General features: G+C 54.6%; 13 protein-coding genes. 2 read left to right on the top strand and 11 right to left on the bottom strand.

What is annotated here, in order from left to right; genetic code table 11:
• Positions 1-64: 64 nt before the first annotated feature.
• Positions 65-2,347 carry an adenosylcobalamin-dependent ribonucleoside-diphosphate reductase gene (locus tag GOW56_RS20105; protein WP_171206993.1) on the top strand — a complete coding sequence of 761 codons (2,283 nt, stop codon included), beginning with the start codon at positions 65-67 and terminating at the stop codon, positions 2,345-2,347.
• Between the two features lie 1,006 nt (positions 2,348-3,353).
• On the opposite strand, the gene GOW56_RS21945 is transcribed toward GOW56_RS20105, so the two are convergent.
• The 11 genes from GOW56_RS21945 to GOW56_RS20055 all read right to left on the bottom strand — a co-directional run bounded on the left by GOW56_RS21945 (position 3,354) and on the right by GOW56_RS20055 (position 13,622).
• Positions 3,354-3,818, bottom strand: a complete 465-nt coding sequence (locus GOW56_RS21945) for a glutathione S-transferase family protein (RefSeq protein WP_371807927.1) — start codon at positions 3,816-3,818, stop codon at positions 3,354-3,356.
• A 143-nt stretch (positions 3,819-3,961) separates the two neighbouring features.
• Positions 3,962-4,369: a hypothetical protein gene (locus GOW56_RS21940; RefSeq protein WP_253285424.1), complete on the bottom strand. Its 408-nt coding sequence runs from the start codon at positions 4,367-4,369 to the stop codon at positions 3,962-3,964.
• A 10-nt stretch (positions 4,370-4,379) separates the two neighbouring features.
• Positions 4,380-4,946, bottom strand: coding sequence for a hemerythrin domain-containing protein (locus GOW56_RS20095; RefSeq protein WP_171169343.1), 567 nt, complete (start codon positions 4,944-4,946; stop codon positions 4,380-4,382).
• A gap of 258 nt (positions 4,947-5,204) precedes the next feature.
• Entirely contained in the window at positions 5,205-6,257 is a 1,053-nt protein-coding gene (locus GOW56_RS20090; protein ID WP_171206992.1) for a glycosyltransferase family 4 protein, read from the bottom strand.
• Positions 6,254-7,786: an ABC transporter permease gene (locus tag GOW56_RS20085; RefSeq protein ID WP_371807926.1), complete on the bottom strand. Its 1,533-nt coding sequence runs from the start codon at positions 7,784-7,786 to the stop codon at positions 6,254-6,256. Before GOW56_RS20085 ends, GOW56_RS20090 begins: the two co-directional genes overlap by 4 nt.
• A complete protein-coding gene (locus GOW56_RS20080) occupies positions 7,787-8,533 on the bottom strand; it encodes an ABC transporter ATP-binding protein (protein ID WP_171169346.1) in 747 nt (248 codons plus the stop codon).
• Between the two features lie 15 nt (positions 8,534-8,548).
• On the bottom strand, positions 8,549-9,544 hold the full coding sequence (locus GOW56_RS20075) for an ABC transporter substrate-binding protein (RefSeq protein WP_171206991.1): 996 nt from the start codon (positions 9,542-9,544) through the stop codon (positions 8,549-8,551).
• Complete coding sequence (locus GOW56_RS20070; protein ID WP_171206990.1) at positions 9,541-10,446, bottom strand: lysylphosphatidylglycerol synthase transmembrane domain-containing protein; 906 nt, start codon at positions 10,444-10,446, stop codon at positions 9,541-9,543. The genes GOW56_RS20075 and GOW56_RS20070 overlap by 4 nt, the downstream gene beginning before the upstream one ends.
• Complete coding sequence (locus GOW56_RS21935; protein ID WP_253285426.1) at positions 10,443-11,462, bottom strand: sulfatase-like hydrolase/transferase; 1,020 nt, start codon at positions 11,460-11,462, stop codon at positions 10,443-10,445. The genes GOW56_RS20070 and GOW56_RS21935 overlap by 4 nt, the downstream gene beginning before the upstream one ends.
• A gap of 590 nt (positions 11,463-12,052) precedes the next feature.
• Positions 12,053-12,775: a CDP-alcohol phosphatidyltransferase family protein gene (locus tag GOW56_RS20060; protein ID WP_171169817.1), complete on the bottom strand. Its 723-nt coding sequence runs from the start codon at positions 12,773-12,775 to the stop codon at positions 12,053-12,055.
• 76 nt (positions 12,776-12,851) lie between these two features.
• On the bottom strand, positions 12,852-13,622 hold the full coding sequence (locus GOW56_RS20055; RefSeq protein ID WP_254447268.1) for an endonuclease/exonuclease/phosphatase family protein: 771 nt from the start codon (positions 13,620-13,622) through the stop codon (positions 12,852-12,854).
• A gap of 46 nt (positions 13,623-13,668) precedes the next feature.
• On the opposite strand from GOW56_RS20055, the gene GOW56_RS20050 reads away from it, so the two are divergent.
• Positions 13,669-14,301: a YceI family protein gene (locus GOW56_RS20050; RefSeq protein WP_171206989.1), complete on the top strand. Its 633-nt coding sequence runs from the start codon at positions 13,669-13,671 to the stop codon at positions 14,299-14,301.
• The last annotated feature ends 596 nt before the right edge of the window (positions 14,302-14,897 follow it).

Below are 14,897 nucleotides of genomic sequence, written 5' to 3'. Positions count from 1 at the left end.
GGTGTTGTGGTGCGCATGTGATTTGAGGTAGTCTGGATACCTCTTTCAGCACAGGGAATCACCAATGAGCCGCTTTGCCGCCCCCATCGCCGAGCAGATCTGGGATATGAAGTACCGCTTTAAACAGGCGGATGGCACCCCCATCGATCAAACGGTTGAAGACAGTTGGCGGCGCATCGCCCGTGATCTGGCGCGGGCGGAAAACGACCCGGGGCACTGGGAAGAGAAATTCTATGAGGCGCTGGAAGACTTCAAATACCTGCCTGCCGGGCGGATCACAGCAGGTGCCGGCACCGCGCGTCAGGTGACCCTGTTCAATTGTTTTGTCATGGGTACGGTACCCGACAGCATGGGCGGCATTTTCGACATGCTGAAAGAGGCCGCTTTGACCATGCAGCAGGGCGGGGGGATCGGCTATGATTTCTCGACCATCCGCCCGCGTGGCGCTGACGTGAAAGGCGTCGCGGCGGATGCGTCGGGGCCGCTGAGCTTTATGGATGTCTGGGATGCCATGTGCCGCACGATTATGTCGGCGGGCTCGCGCCGTGGCGCGATGATGGCGACCATGCGCTGTGACCACCCGGATATCGAACAGTTCATCACCGCCAAATCCGACCCGGCCCGCCTGCGCATGTTCAACATGTCGGTTCTGGTGACCGATCCGTTCATGGAAGCGGTCAAGGCCAATGCCTCGTGGGATCTGATCTTTGACGGCAAGGTCTATCACACGGTTCAGGCGCGTGATCTGTGGAACAAGATCATGCAGGCCACCTATGATTATGCCGAACCGGGTGTGATCTTCATCGACCGGATCAATCAGGCCAACAACCTGAGCTATGTTGAAACCATCGCGGCCACGAACCCGTGCGGCGAACAGCCATTGCCGCCCTATGGCGCCTGCCTGTTGGGTTCGATCAATCTGGCGCGTTTGGTGGTTGAACCGTTTGAGGCAAAAGCCCGTTTGAATGAAGAGGCCCTGCAAGAACTTGTCGCCACGGCTGTCCGGATGATGGACAATGTCGTTGATGTGTCAAAATTCCCACTGGCCGAACAAGAGGCTGAAGCGCAGGACAAACGCCGCATCGGGCTGGGCGTGACCGGACTGGCGGATGCGCTGTTGATGCTGGGTCTGCGCTATGGCTCTGACGAGGCGGCGCGTCAGACCGAGCGCTGGTTGCACGCGATCGCCCGCGCCGCGTATCTGGCGTCGGTCGACTTGGCCAAGGAAAAAGGGGCGTTCCCCCTGTTCGATGCCGAGAAATACCTGGCCAGCGGCACGATGCAGCAGATGGATGACGATGTCCGCGAAGCCATCCGTGCACACGGCATCCGCAACGCGCTGCTGACCTCGATCGCGCCCACTGGGACGATCTCTTTGTACGCAGGGAACGTATCGTCGGGGATCGAGCCGGTCTTTGCCTATGCCTATACGCGCAAGGTTTTGCAGAAGGACGGCTCGCGGACCGAGGAAGAGGTGGTGGACTATGCCGTTCAGATGTGGCGCGACAAGTTCGGCGATGTCGAGCTGCCCGACTATTTCGTGAACGCCCAGACCCTGACCCCGGCCGAGCACGTCAAGATGCAGGCGGCGGCGCAGAAATGGATCGACAGCTCGATCTCGAAGACGATCAACTGCCCCGAGGACATCTCGTTCGACGCCTTCAAGGACGTGTATATGCAGGCCTGGGATCAGGGCTGCAAGGGTTGCACGACCTATCGCCCGAACGACGTGACCGGTTCGGTTCTGACCGTTTCGGAAAGCGACGACAAAGTGCCGGGCGAAAGTGCGGATGCGCCGCACGAGGTGGATGGCGGCGATGTCATCTACATGTCCGAACCGCTGGACCGGCCGCAATCGCTTGAGGGTTCGACCTACAAGCTGAAATGGCCCGACAGCGAACACGCGATCTATCTGACCATCAACGACATCGTCATCGGCGGCCGGCGGCGTCCGTTCGAGGTGTTCATCAACTCGAAAAACATGGAGCATTACGCCTGGACGCTGGCCTTGACCCGGATGATCTCGGCCGTGTTCCGGCGCGGTGGTGACGTGTCTTTCGTGGTCGAGGAGCTCAAGGCCGTGTTCGATCCGCGCGGCGGGGCCTGGGTGCAGGGTAAGTATATCCCTTCGATCCTGGCGGCGATCGGCGGCGTAATCGAGCAGCACATGATCGCGATCGGGTTCCTCGAGGGCGAAGGGATGGGGCTGAAGTCCGACCCGCAGGCGCAGGTGGTCAACATGGACGCCCCCCGCGGCAAGGCCTGCCCGTCCTGCGGCCAGTATGACATGGTGATGATCGAGGGCTGCATGACCTGCCGCAGCTGCGGGCATTCGAAATGTGGCTGAGACGGGGGGGGTCGCTGTTGATGCACCAAGCAATTGAGACCCAAATCGGCGTATTTTTCGCCCAAATACAGGGTCTTTGTCGCCCAAGCATCAAAATCCCCTTGTTTTCATAGTGGTTGGAAAGCGTCTGATTTTCTAATCGGACGCTTTCTTTGTCAGCATCAATAAATCAAAGGTATTGACGTGCACCCGGTGATAGGGCTGTCTTATTCTATGACGACATCGCAGCATATCTTTCTCATACGGTTTTTCTGATCTGCCCCTGTTAGGGCCGACCGTTGGCTGCTTCTCAATTCTCTTCTCCTTGGCACGTTATCGGTCGGTTTGTCTCACTGGATAGATGAGGGAACTGCTATGAGGACCATCAAACTCCTACTCGCCACTGATCCCAACTTGGAAAAAGGTGCTCTTACGCACCGGTTTACTGAATATCTGAAAAATTTGCGCAAAACGCGACTGTGAGCAGCCTCATCTGACTGGTCCAAATTGATTGTTAGTGCATTGTCGGCCTGCGATCCATTGGTATGATGGTTTCGGGCGCTAAGTTCACTCTATGAACAATGGCATTGCCCGTACTGCGCCGGGTTTTGGATCGCGCTGGTTCTACATGGCTTGACCGGGTTTTGGACGATACCGGCACTTGCAACGCTGCCAGGGCAACTTGGTGTTACTGCGACACCTATCGGGTGGTTCTTGGACGCCCTTGCCTCAGCGACTTTGATCTATGCAGCAATCATCGGATTGAAAGCCATCGGCCTACCGGCCATGAAAGCTCACATGATGAAAGAGGACTTCATGAAATCTGCTTTCTCAAATGACGGTGACTGAACTGTTGAAGAACATTGGTTAGGTTTGCGGGCTGGATGGATGTCCGCAAACAGCCCAAACCGGACATTTGCAACTAAACATTTACAGGTTACGAAATGCGGAGGAAAAATGCTCCCGTCGTCCAAAACAGAAACGTTTGGTTTCGAAGTTAGGCCTCCCAAATACAATTTGACGAGGCCTACAGTGTTGCGAGGTCAGGGTGGCGATAGGCCTCTGGGTACGACATTGGCTTGAAAGGCCCATTGGGCACAACATTCCAACTGCGTCCGAAATAGCCCTGGCGGCAGTGTACAAGAGAACCTGCCTCGGCAATTCCAGGCAACGCGTATACACGGCACAGCCACCGCCACAAGTACGGGTAATCTAGGATTCTCGCACCATTAAGCTTCATTCGCACATAGTAGACGGGATCGTGACGATAGAGAGTTGGGAACAGGCGAAGATCTACTTCTGAAAAGTGGTTGCCTGTCAAATAGGGCCTGCCATCTGAGAGATGTTCCTCCAAATATTCGAGTGTCTCAAAATAGGCGTCAAAGGCTGTTTTAAAGAACGTTTGATCAGAGGAAAACCCGGCCTTGTAGGCACCATTGTTAATCGCTGTATAAATCCGTTCGTTCAGGTCGTGAATTTGGTGAATCGGCACTTCGTCTGGGTAAAGCCTAACGCGTTCAGCTGCCGGGATTGTGCTGCAAGAGAATCCTCTGATGCGTCCAGCATTCGGACAATTTCAGCGCTTTCGTTGTTAACTATGCGCCCTGCAATCTTGTCATACAGGATTGGAAGGGATTACTCTTCAGAGCCTTCGGCACGATAGATCTCTTTGGCAAGGCGCAGTCCTTTGCCGGTGCCGGTCTCACTCGTGCATTCTGGCAAAGTCTCACTTGTGAGCGATGCAATCCGATCAGGCGCAAACTCCCATAGGTTTGGCGCCTCTGGATCGTCGTCGCCGGTGCGGTTTGGAAATGCAACGTCCATCGTGATGCTGTTTCGAAGGCCCAACACATTTCGCGCTAGCGTCACTCTGTGACACCACGGACAATTCAGTGCTACGAATAGGTGATAGCGAACAGGTTCTGCTGGAAACACTGGATCGCCAATAGCGTGGCGAAAGCCGCTGACACCGCGCACGAATTCACCCCGTGCGCGGCGCTTGTTGATATCAGTTTGGTCTACTTCGGTAGACGTGTCGGCCATAACTTCAGCATCATCCTCTGAGCCGGTGATGCAAGATGATTGGCACGGCCAATTCTTCTTCATCGCTGAGATGCCGTTTAAGGAACGCTTCAATCGTGTTGCTCGTCGCATGGAGCTGTCCGGCTTCGTCGTAAGCTTGCTCCTCATCAAGTGCGGATAGCTTGATCACACGGTTCGCAGTGCCGGTGAAGTCACTCAGCACCTTATCCAGATCGAAGTGATCCTGTTCTAGCAACTCAAGCCCCGCATCAAAACGAGGGTCCGCAGCAGATAGTGCAGGGAAATAGCTGCGATCTTCCCAGCCGTGATGGCCATGCAGGTTTCCAACCAGGTTGCCGCCATAGTACGACAGCCGCCCAACGTAGTCGTCCAACCCTATCTCGTTGCTCAAAACCCCTTCTGTATCCAAGCGAATACGTTCCGCAACACGGCGGAACATCTCATGCGCGCCGAGCCAATGCTCGGTTTTCTCTTTGAAACCTGGATGGGCTTCCCAACTGTCGCGGGGGTATTGGTCCAAGAGAAACCGCATTTCTTGAGGCATGTCGTCTTGGCGAATGGTATATGTATCGAGCATCGGTTGTCTCCTTTCAGGCCAAAGATGGGAGGTCGGGCAAGTGCTCGCCACTAGCGAGAACGCACAGTCACTATGCGTCAGCGAACCCCTGCGAAGTCGGTCCAACACAAACCAGCGATCTTGCGCTTCTAGGCTTCGATGCCTTGCTGGATGAAATCTTTCAGGTCGTTACGGCTAAGCACGTCTTTTGCCGTTGATCTGACCGCTAAGACTGTGTGGCCAAAAAACAAATCTTGGTGAAGCCCTTGCTAAAAAGCTCTATGATTTGGTTTTCTCGGCGAGTGATTTGATTACGCAGGCGAATGTTCCCGCGGTTTCACGCCACGTTGGTAGAGACTGTGACTTCAAGTCTGACAGTCTTCCCAAGCGTGCTCGCGTTCCTTGGTCTTTGAGAAGCAAACGCAGAGTAGCTCCAAAGGCCAGAGCGTCCTCGGGTGGCAACAGAATCCCCGCGTCACCGACTGTTTCAGGGACAGCACCCACGTCGCAGGAAACGATTGGAAGTCCGAACATCATTGCTTCGCTAAGAACCATTCCGTAGCCTTCGTACCGGGTCGCAAGCGCGAAAAGTGTCGCCGAGTTGAACAAGTCGTTCAACGGGGCTCGGTCCAACTCTCCCGTGAAGGTCACGCGCTCAGTTAGACCGAGGGCCCTGGCCTGACAGTAAAGCTCAATCGCAGTGTTATCGTCGTGCTCCTTGCCAACGATAACAGCCTGCCATTCCAAGTCCCTGATTGTCTCAAGCGCACCTAGAAGAGTGTCATGCCCTTTGCGGCGGGCCAACAGGCCAACTGACAAAATCAAAGGCGGACGCTTCGGCTGTTTACAGACAACCGGACGATCAAAACCTGGGGGTGCGACAGTTATTAGATCCGGTTTTGCAGCCAATTGGTTGACCAGCACGCGCGCAGTTTCTGGACTTGGAACGACAATATGTGCTGCGTGCCGAAGAGCTGCGGCTTCGTTTTTGAGCAGAAATTCAGCCCGTTCCGTCGGCAACCCAGTTTCTAGTCCAAGGGGGTGGTGTATCATTGCTATTATAGGGGCGCTCACCTGCGCCAAACCCTCTGGATCGATGGAGCCAAAAACCAATCCATCAAGGATAATCGGGCGTTTTCCGGGTACGGCGCGCAGGGCGTTCAGTGCCACTGCCATATCGTCCTGCGTTGGGTCGGGAAATCGACCCGGTAGTTTCAGGTGTTCGGTCTTGCAACCGATCTCGTTAAGAACCCGCAATACGGTGGCTTCGTAGATGAATCCGCCGGTGCGCCGGTCTTTGTCACCAGGGATTGCAAAAACAGCTTCTGTCATACCACTTGCTCGCTCGCATAAACGCGCAGAACCCGCTTTTCGCACCATGCAACTCCAGCGTATGCTGTGACTGCCGCAAGACACAAAAGGACAACGCAGGACCACAGCATATTGTAGTTTGATGTACTCGCGGTCAGTGCCATTAACACGCCTATGCCGCGCCCGGTTGCCAGCCACTCAGCTGTAGTGACAGCCAATAGCGCGGCTGGCACTGCCATGCGGGCAGACGCGAATAAAGCGGGCAACATGGCCGGGATTTGGGCGCATCGGAGTAGTTTCAAACGACCGGCACCATAGCTTTCAAAAAGATCCACGATTTGCTTCGGAGCCTGCCGCAATCCCTGCAGGCAGGCAACAAGAGTTGGGAAGAAAACCATCACAGCGACAATTGCAACGGTCCCGGTAAAGCCGCGCCCAAATGCCAGAACCAGCAAGGGCGCAGTTGTGATGATCGGCACGGCGCGTAATGTAATGGCGGTCGGCATAATCGCCCGCTCCACTGGTGGCCAAAGCGTTAAAATCACGGCCAGTCCCGCACCAAGCGCCAAACCGGCGAGATATCCGGGTATCGCATAAGCCAGGGTTTCGCCAAGCGCAGTTAGTAATGTGTTCAGGTTCGTTGTGTTGGAAACGAAGGTCCAAATATCTGCTGGTCGCTTCGCGAAGAACGAATTCAGGTTAAATAAATCCATGAGTCCCTGCCACAGAACCAAAACCATGGCAGACAGAAAAACGATACCAAGTATTTGAGTAGAGAGCGCGCGCTTTTGACCAACTCTGGGCGTCGATTGCAGGATTGTCGGTGCATGTGGTGTCAGTTTGTTTTTGAGCAGGCCAACGCATGCATACCCGAGCATAGCCAGTGATGCGGAAATAGCCGCCAGCGCCCAGGTCGCATCCGTTTGAAGACCGCGCATGGCCCTCAAGGTCAAAACACCTAATCCTCGCTCGGCGCCTGTGAATTCTCCAATCATCGCACCCAGAAAGGCAGCTGGCGCCGCGATCTGCAATCCCACAAACAGGTAAGGCAAACTGGCTCTGAATCGCACAACGAATAGGGTCGACATGCGGCCCCGACCGTAAACGGCCATCAAATCTGTCCAGCTTTTCGAGATCGCCCGAAGACCCACAACCAAGGCCAGGAATGTGGTGTAGTAAACAGCCAGTGCCGCCAAAGCGATCTGTGGGCCAGCTCCGGGCCCGAACAGGACCCGTAAAATCGGGCCGCTCGCGATCAGCGGAATGCAGAACACTAGAAGCGCGAGCGCCGATACTACCCATTCTGACTTCGGGACCAAGATCACGAAACAGGCCAGGGCCACCGCCGCAAGGTTTCCCCAAAAGAACCCGAGCGCGGCATTCCTTAAGGTTTCGGTCGCTGCCCTGAAAAGTAGCCCAGAATGATCATTGATATACTCCGCGATATCAAATGGTCCACTGATCAACACGCTGTTTGGCTGAACGTGCGCCAAGCCTTCCCAGATTAGAAGCATAAGCAAGACGCCCAGCATGATACGTCCCGGTTCCACCTACTCAGCCTCCTCCAACGCGGTCAGTACTTGCGTCACAAAAGCGCGAAAGTCTGGTGAAGTTGCAGTGGAAACTGTGCAGTCCCGGTTAATTTCGACCTGTATATCGGCCAAGATACGCGCAGGCCGAGGTGACAGCACGATCACGCGATCCGATAGCAAAACCGCCTCTTCCACGGAATGCGTAACGAGAAGTGTTGTCGTTTGGCGCTCACGCCACAACGGCGGGAGTTCTTGATTCAATCGACGTCGCGTGATCGCATCGACGGCCCCAAAAGGTTCGTCCAACAGCAGGACCTCTGGCTCTGAAATAAGGCTGCGCGCGATTGCGGCGCGTTGGCGCATACCACCTGACAGTTCTGCAGGCCGATGCTCGGCAAACCCGTCCAGCCCGACAAGATTTATCAGGTCATCTACGCGATCCACCGGTTTGCGAGCGAGTTCCGCACCCAATGCGATGTTGGATCTTACGGTTCGCCATGGCAGCAGCGATGCGTCTTGAAACGCCATGGCAAGCCCCCCGCGACGGGCGACCTGTTTTGGTGTTTCACTGCCAATCGTGATGTGCCCCGTGTCGGGTGTTTCCAACCCGGCTATCATTCGCAGAACGGTTGATTTCCCGCAGCCGGATGGTCCAACCAACGCCGTCGTCTTACCGGATCGAAAGTCAACCGAAAGCTCTGACACCGCCTCTGTGCGATCAAAACTCTTCCGGATGTTGGTGCAGGAGATTCCGGGCGTGGTCACGCGTCAGCCCTCGGGTCAGCCATACACCTCTTCCAGCAGCGACCTGTCCCAAAGGTCAGGAGTAACGTTTCGACCCAACAGCGCGAGCGTTTCGACATTGGCCGCCACAGTCTCGTCGGTGAACCAACCGAACCCGAACTCGGCCGTCAGGTTTGAGAACATCAGCGGCACTTGGCGCGCGGCCTGCAGCTTTTGCGCGGCGAGATCCAGACCTGCATCAGGGAACATCTCCAGCGTCAACTGGGCGGCGGCGTCGGTGTCTTTGTGATAATCATTCCACCCCATGACTTCGCCTTTCAGTAAAGACACAAGCTCTGCGCGCCTTTGAGCAAGAGAGTCTTCTGTGGCGATATAGGTTTGAGAATGAACGGCATACCCGTAGTCAGCCATGAGCATTGTGGTGTTGTCGACGCCCCGCACAGTCATGGCGACGGGCAAATCTGTTTCCCAGCAAAGCAGGCAATCCACCTGGCCACTGACTAACGGTGCCGGGTCATATTGAGTGGGGATAATTTCAATTTGGTCGATGTCTATCCCGTTCAACGTGCATAAGGCTTGCAAGACGGGCGTATTCGCGACGGCCATACCGATCTTTTTGCCGACCAGATCCGCGGGTTCGTTTACCGGGTTGGCCGCAAGCGATGCAATCGCGAACGGATTCTTTTGCATTGCAACAGCGATAATTTTGAACGGCGCGCCCTGCGCCACAGCGGCGGCGGTATAGTCCGCAGCTGATATCCCAACCATAGCAGTTCCTGAAACCACGGGCGGCTCGACAGGCGCGTTTGGACCGCCTTGGGCGAGTGAGACATCCAAACCCAGATCGGACCAATACCCTTTGTTTTTCGCAATGTAACTTCCGCCAAACTGCACTGAATGCAGCCACGACAGCTGGAAATTCAAAGGTTGTAAGTTAGCTGCTAGTGCCGGCAACCCATATGCAGAAGCGGCAAAACCGGCTGCTCCGGTTTGAAGAAAAAAACGGCGTGTAAGGTGGGCGGGCTGTTTCATAGCGAATTTCTTCTCCCTGTCGTTAGTTGCAGTTCAAGCGATCTTGGCCACAGCAGAATTGCAACTGCTGGCAGCGCGGCGATCAGGATAACGGCGCCATAAGTGACACCCGAAGCAATGCCCGCACTGGATGACTGCCCGATTATTGGAAATAAGGCGGCAGAGGCTCCTTCCCTCCAACCCCAACCACCAATCGACATAGGGATCAGCATGGCGGTCAACACCAGAGGAATAATGATAAGCAAGCCGCCTGATGGTATGACAACCCCTACAGCCCTTGCTGACGCGTAGAATCCCAGTATCAGACATGCAGAGCTGACTAAGCCGAGCAAAACAAAGGCCGTTCGACGTTGTAACCTGATCAAAAAGACAACGAACCTCCCAATTGATGGAAGGGCAAGTGACATAAGGCTCACCACGACTAGAGCGCATAGCAACACAGCAAGAACTGTCATGCTCAGTTCAGGATGATCGAAGCCTGCGGGCCACATTAGCGCAGCACAGACGCCCAGAAAAAAGACTGCCATGATCGCGATTTGCCCCAACAGCCGTTCCGCGAACACAGATTGAGCTGAGCGTTTGAGGTCTGCTTTCTTCCCCGCCCGAACCGCACGGGTCAGATCCCCCGGAACGCCGCCGGGCAGAACCATATTCACCAGCTGCGCGATATAGTATTCGCGCAGGGCAAAAGAGTAATCAAACCGAATATCCAACGTGCGCGCTGTAAGTTGCCATCGGAATGCCATGGAGAAGGTTGCGGCAGTTGTTGCAAGGATCGAAAGCCCTACCCATTCCAGGCTAAGCATCCGCAGATGATCAGCGACACGCGCCAAATCCGTCCACCAAAGCAACGCGATAATCAACGTGATCGATACGACCAACCTGACCCAATACCGGTTCATTGCGTCACCATTGCGGTTGAGGTCTTGTCAGAAAAGGCCGCGATAAAGTTGTCCCTAAAACTGTCCATTCGGCGAACAGGGACGTCGGATGCGGGGACAAGCCCTTCGGTCCAACGCCAATGCTCGATGTGATCCAAGACTTGCGGGGGTCCGATTATATGAACAGCTACATCCTTGCTGTCACTGCCTGATACAAATCCAGCGGCTTGATGGTCCCCTGCGACAATGACCAGTGGTGCATCGTCGGCCAGTTGAAGAACATGAGAAAAGACGACTTGCAAAACGTAGTCTACCGATCTGCGATACGCGTCCCGCACGGCATCCCGGTCTTTCCACAACACTTCAGGTGTCGGTCCCCGTAAGGCCATCTCATTGAAGACGGTGCCGTCGCCTACGTCCTTCCACGGGATTACATCTGCGATTGGCGTCCAAGGGGCATGTGAAGAGATCAGGGCGATCTGGACAAAATCAGGTCTCGGGTCCGGCGGCAAGAGATCGGGATACGCAGCCAAGGTGAATTGGTCGGGCATCGTGACCCAGCGAAAACTCTCGCCCGCATAGGGGATTGTGGCCTTGTCAAAAACAAGCTCAAACCCCATCGCTCGGCTCTCGGGCCAGTCCTTTGTGATTGCAGGCATGACAGCGGCTGTCCGATACCCCGCCGCTTGCGCGATATGAGATAGCCATTTGCGCCCACTGTCGATCATCGCTTGATAGCGCCCGTTATCGGCGGTCCACAAGCCGGACCCCAGGGTCCCATGTGCCAACCAGCTTTGTCCGCCTGCCGTTGGCGAGGTCAGCCAACCGCTTTTCATGGCAAGGCCCGAACCCGCGATTTCCGCCTGAGCAGACCGCAGCGTTGCAAGATGCGTTGGCGCGTACAGCGGGTTGTCGAAGCTCGCGCGACCGTAGCTTTCAATCCAGATCAAAAGCACATCCCGCCCATCAAGCTTGTTCAACAATCCGGTCTGATTGGCATAGGTATCTGAACCTGCGGCCTTACGAAACTCAGCCAAATCTCTGGTTGTTCTCTGTATTTCCTCTACGCGATTTACTGCTAAGCGAGCGGTCCAGGTGGTCCCCGGCGGGCTGTTTCCCAATTTCCAGAAACTGAGGTGATGACCCGCATCCGCGACAGCCCATCCAGTGCAGCCGACGCCGATCAAAGCTGCTGCCAATCCTGTTTTTGCATTTTGTCCAAGTGACGCCCAAGCGGCAAAGCCCTGGACTATAAAAACGTAAAGCAGGGCCAGCAACAAAATGGTCGATGACACTGCAAAAACAAATACAACCAAACCAAGGCTATCGTGGGCGAATGAGAACCCTGCAGCGATCAAGGGCATATCAACGACCGGATTAAAAGGCCTGTCAAAAGCGCTAAACATTGCATAGTCGGCGAGCTTCAAAACAGCGACAGCCAACAAAGCCAGCGCGACCGCGTGTACGATGATCAAGCGCCGACCCAGCACCATCATCAGAAATAGTATGACAGGCAGCTCGAGAGGCCAGCGCAACACCGCACCCCACCCAAAAGCGCTTGGATGGTTTGGCAGCGCGAGAACAGAAAAAACAGCCAACGCACCCAAAGCTAAGAAAAGTGCTTGCCTCATTCAGCACGCCCAAGAAGCCAATTGATGTCCACAAAGAAGGACCATGCGAGCAGTATCGCAGCCATAAAAGATATCGGCAAATACGCTGTTGTTGGCGTCAAGGGAAACAGGAGCGTGACCAACGCACCGATTTGTATAACGCAAATTGCTTTTCGACGGAACGACTCGGGGAGTTCAGCCTGCAATGCGGGCAAAAATAGACTTGCTGCGCAGAAGGTGTATCGCATGAAACCAAGAACCAGAATTTCCAGGCCTGTTGTCCCTGATACCAAAAGCCACACAGAGAGGACCGCGCCCAACAACGCGTCCGTTTCCATATCAAACCTCGCGCCAAATCGGGATGTCAGTTTTGATCGCCGCGCCAACCAGCCGTCTACGCCATCCAATGCGAATGCTACTGTTGCCACCACAAATACCAGCCAAGGGTTCACGGTTGGCGCGACCACAGTGCCAGCCAAAAACGCGACCATTGCAGCGCGGATTAGGGTTACAAGGTTACACAGACCCAACACTTCATAAGGATAGGTTCGACGCAACCCCGGGATCAGCAATCCGACGACTACCCCAAAGACGACCAAAGGGGGCAATGCGGAACCAAACGCCAGTAATGAGCATACTGCCATTGCAAGAGCAATGACCGCGCTGGCTATGCACAGGTTGGCAACAGGTGGTTCCACCTCCACAGGCCTTGTCGCGTTGTAAAAATCACCGCCAAACATAAACGTCACCCAATTGATCCTAAGAACAATTTAGCCCGCCAACGACCTTCGGGTAGCCTTGTGGGCAACCAACCGCTCACGGCCTTTTCCCAAGCTTAACAACGCCCGTCAAAGGCAAGTGATCCGAAGCCTGCACCAAAACCTCTGATTTTAGTGCGTGAACCTCTGAAATTGCGTCTGGAAAATCCGTCAAGATCCTGTCCAGGGGTAAGAAAGGCGCTCGGCTCGGGAAACTGGCTCGAGCAGGCCCTTGAAAGGCCGTTCCAGTAATCCGTTGATGGAACATCAAACCGCCCCAAGGCCGCCATTCATTGAAGTCGCCTAGCATGAGTGTTTGCATAGTTGGGCGACGATGTAAGTACTGCCCAATGGTACGCATTTGGATGATGCGCAACGGTTGCGACAAAGAGAGATGCATCGTCATTATGCGCAACGGATAACCGTCAACCAGCGTTTCGAACACTATGGCGCCCCGGTGGCAATGACCTGGTAGATCAATCACATCTGCATGGGTGCGCTGAAACCTCTCGCCCAGAAACAGGATGCTTCCCAGAAATCCATCGCTCTGACTTCCCCAACGCAATGCGGGGGCGTCTTGTGTGTATCTGAGCCCCGTAAGCTCAGAGATGTTCTGCACGTCTACGATCCGAGCGTGCGGTCGACATTCCTCATCCGCTTCTTGCAACGCCAGAATGTCCAAACCCAAAGGCGTCAGTTCCGTCCCGATTGCGTTGGCCACACGGTTTGGATCGACCTGTCCATCTGGTCCCTTTGCGCGATGAATGTTCCATGTTGCGCAGCGAATTGTGGAGTTGCTCATGTTTTTACGGCCTTTGTCCGTTTGCAACCTATATTATTAATAACCTTGGCTACCACTCGGAGGTCTTCGTACTATGGCTTTTACGCGCTTAAAAACCGATCTCGGCCGCTTTGGCACTACAACGCGAACGATTGTAACCTCGGCTGCACTAAGTGCATATGCAATGGCGGCCAACGCCGATATGGCGCGGTATGAACTCGATCCAACGCACACGGCCATCTATTTCACAATTGATCACATCGGCTACGCAAAAACACTTGGTGTGTTCACAGAAGTGTCGGGCAACTTCTTTTACGACACTGAAACGCAAGAGTTGCGCGACGTAGAGGTTATAATCCAAGCGGCGTCCGTGAACACGTTCAACGACGCGCGTGACGGTCATGTTCGAAACCGAGACTTCCTGGATGTCTCGACGTATCCCGAAATCAAGTTTGTTGCGAACGGTGGCACAGCTTCGGACGACACCAGCGGAACTGTGACCGGAGAATTGACGATCTTGGATCAAACTCTTCCCGTAACGCTGAATGTTACGCTAAACAAAGTCGCAGAATATCCGTTTGGCCATAAACGCGAGGTTTTAGGACTGTCGCTCGACACCGCCATTTTGCGCAGTGAGTTTGGGATGGACTACGGAGTCGCGAATGGGCTTGTTGGCGATGAAGTGACGATTAACATTGAGACGGAAGCAATCAAAAGCGACAAATGATTTTGGTAAACGAATGTGTTGCCAGCCAACAAATCGATCTTGCGGGCAGTAAACTGCCTGGCTTCGAAGGGCAGTCCACGTATTTTTTTTGATTTTTCCTTCGAATCCTAGTCACTAAACGACTGCCGCCCATTTTCAGTTTTGAGTCTGAATTTACCTCATGTTGATAGCGGTGAACCATAAATGACGTATTACATAGCTGAAAGCATGCGGACTAAACGCGGCCTACAGTGGTGAAGATTTCTGAGCAAATCGCAACAATAGTGCTTGGTGGTTGCGCAAGCATTGACGCTGATCAGGTTTTGTAGGGCCACGACAGCGATGAGTGCGGGATAGGCTGGGTGTAGACACGGTATTGGGATAAACCGGTTGATGTAAGAAAGGGACGTGCACCTACTGCGCAAAGTCTAGTTTCTGCTCGAAGCCGTCATTGGCGCAATCCCGACAAGTGTCTGCTCCGCGGACAAACCCGCCGTTCCCTGAGAAAACCGATAGGCATACCTTTTGAATAATCGCCTCCACACGTCTTCCGACGATTCGAGACCTTAGCTACCGATCTTTCCACCGCACGTTCACAGGTATTAGGCAAGTTGCCG

This window comes from Ruegeria sp. HKCCA0235A, from assembly GCF_013033235.1.
Taxonomy (GTDB): Bacteria; Pseudomonadota; Alphaproteobacteria; order Rhodobacterales; family Rhodobacteraceae; genus Ruegeria.
This window is presented reverse-complemented; position numbering and strand designations above follow the sequence as displayed.

What these genes read in the sequence shown, in the direction of transcription:
- GOW56_RS20105 (WP_171206993.1), top strand. Translation starts at nt 65, where the DNA reads ATGAGCCGCTTTGCCGCCCCCATCGCCGAGCAGATCTGGGATATGAAG.
- GOW56_RS21940 (WP_253285424.1), bottom strand. Translation starts at nt 4,369, where the DNA reads ATGGCCGACACGTCTACCGAAGTAGACCAAACTGATATCAACAAGCGC.
- GOW56_RS20095 (WP_171169343.1), bottom strand. Translation starts at nt 4,946, where the DNA reads ATGCTCGATACATATACCATTCGCCAAGACGACATGCCTCAAGAAATG.
- GOW56_RS20090 (WP_171206992.1), bottom strand. Translation starts at nt 6,257, where the DNA reads ATGACAGAAGCTGTTTTTGCAATCCCTGGTGACAAAGACCGGCGCACC.
- GOW56_RS20075 (WP_171206991.1), bottom strand. Translation starts at nt 9,544, where the DNA reads ATGAAACAGCCCGCCCACCTTACACGCCGTTTTTTTCTTCAAACCGGA.
- GOW56_RS20070 (WP_171206990.1), bottom strand. Translation starts at nt 10,446, where the DNA reads ATGAACCGGTATTGGGTCAGGTTGGTCGTATCGATCACGTTGATTATC.
- GOW56_RS20060 (WP_171169817.1), bottom strand. Translation starts at nt 12,775, where the DNA reads ATGTTTGGCGGTGATTTTTACAACGCGACAAGGCCTGTGGAGGTGGAA.
- GOW56_RS20050 (WP_171206989.1), top strand. Translation starts at nt 13,669, where the DNA reads ATGGCTTTTACGCGCTTAAAAACCGATCTCGGCCGCTTTGGCACTACA.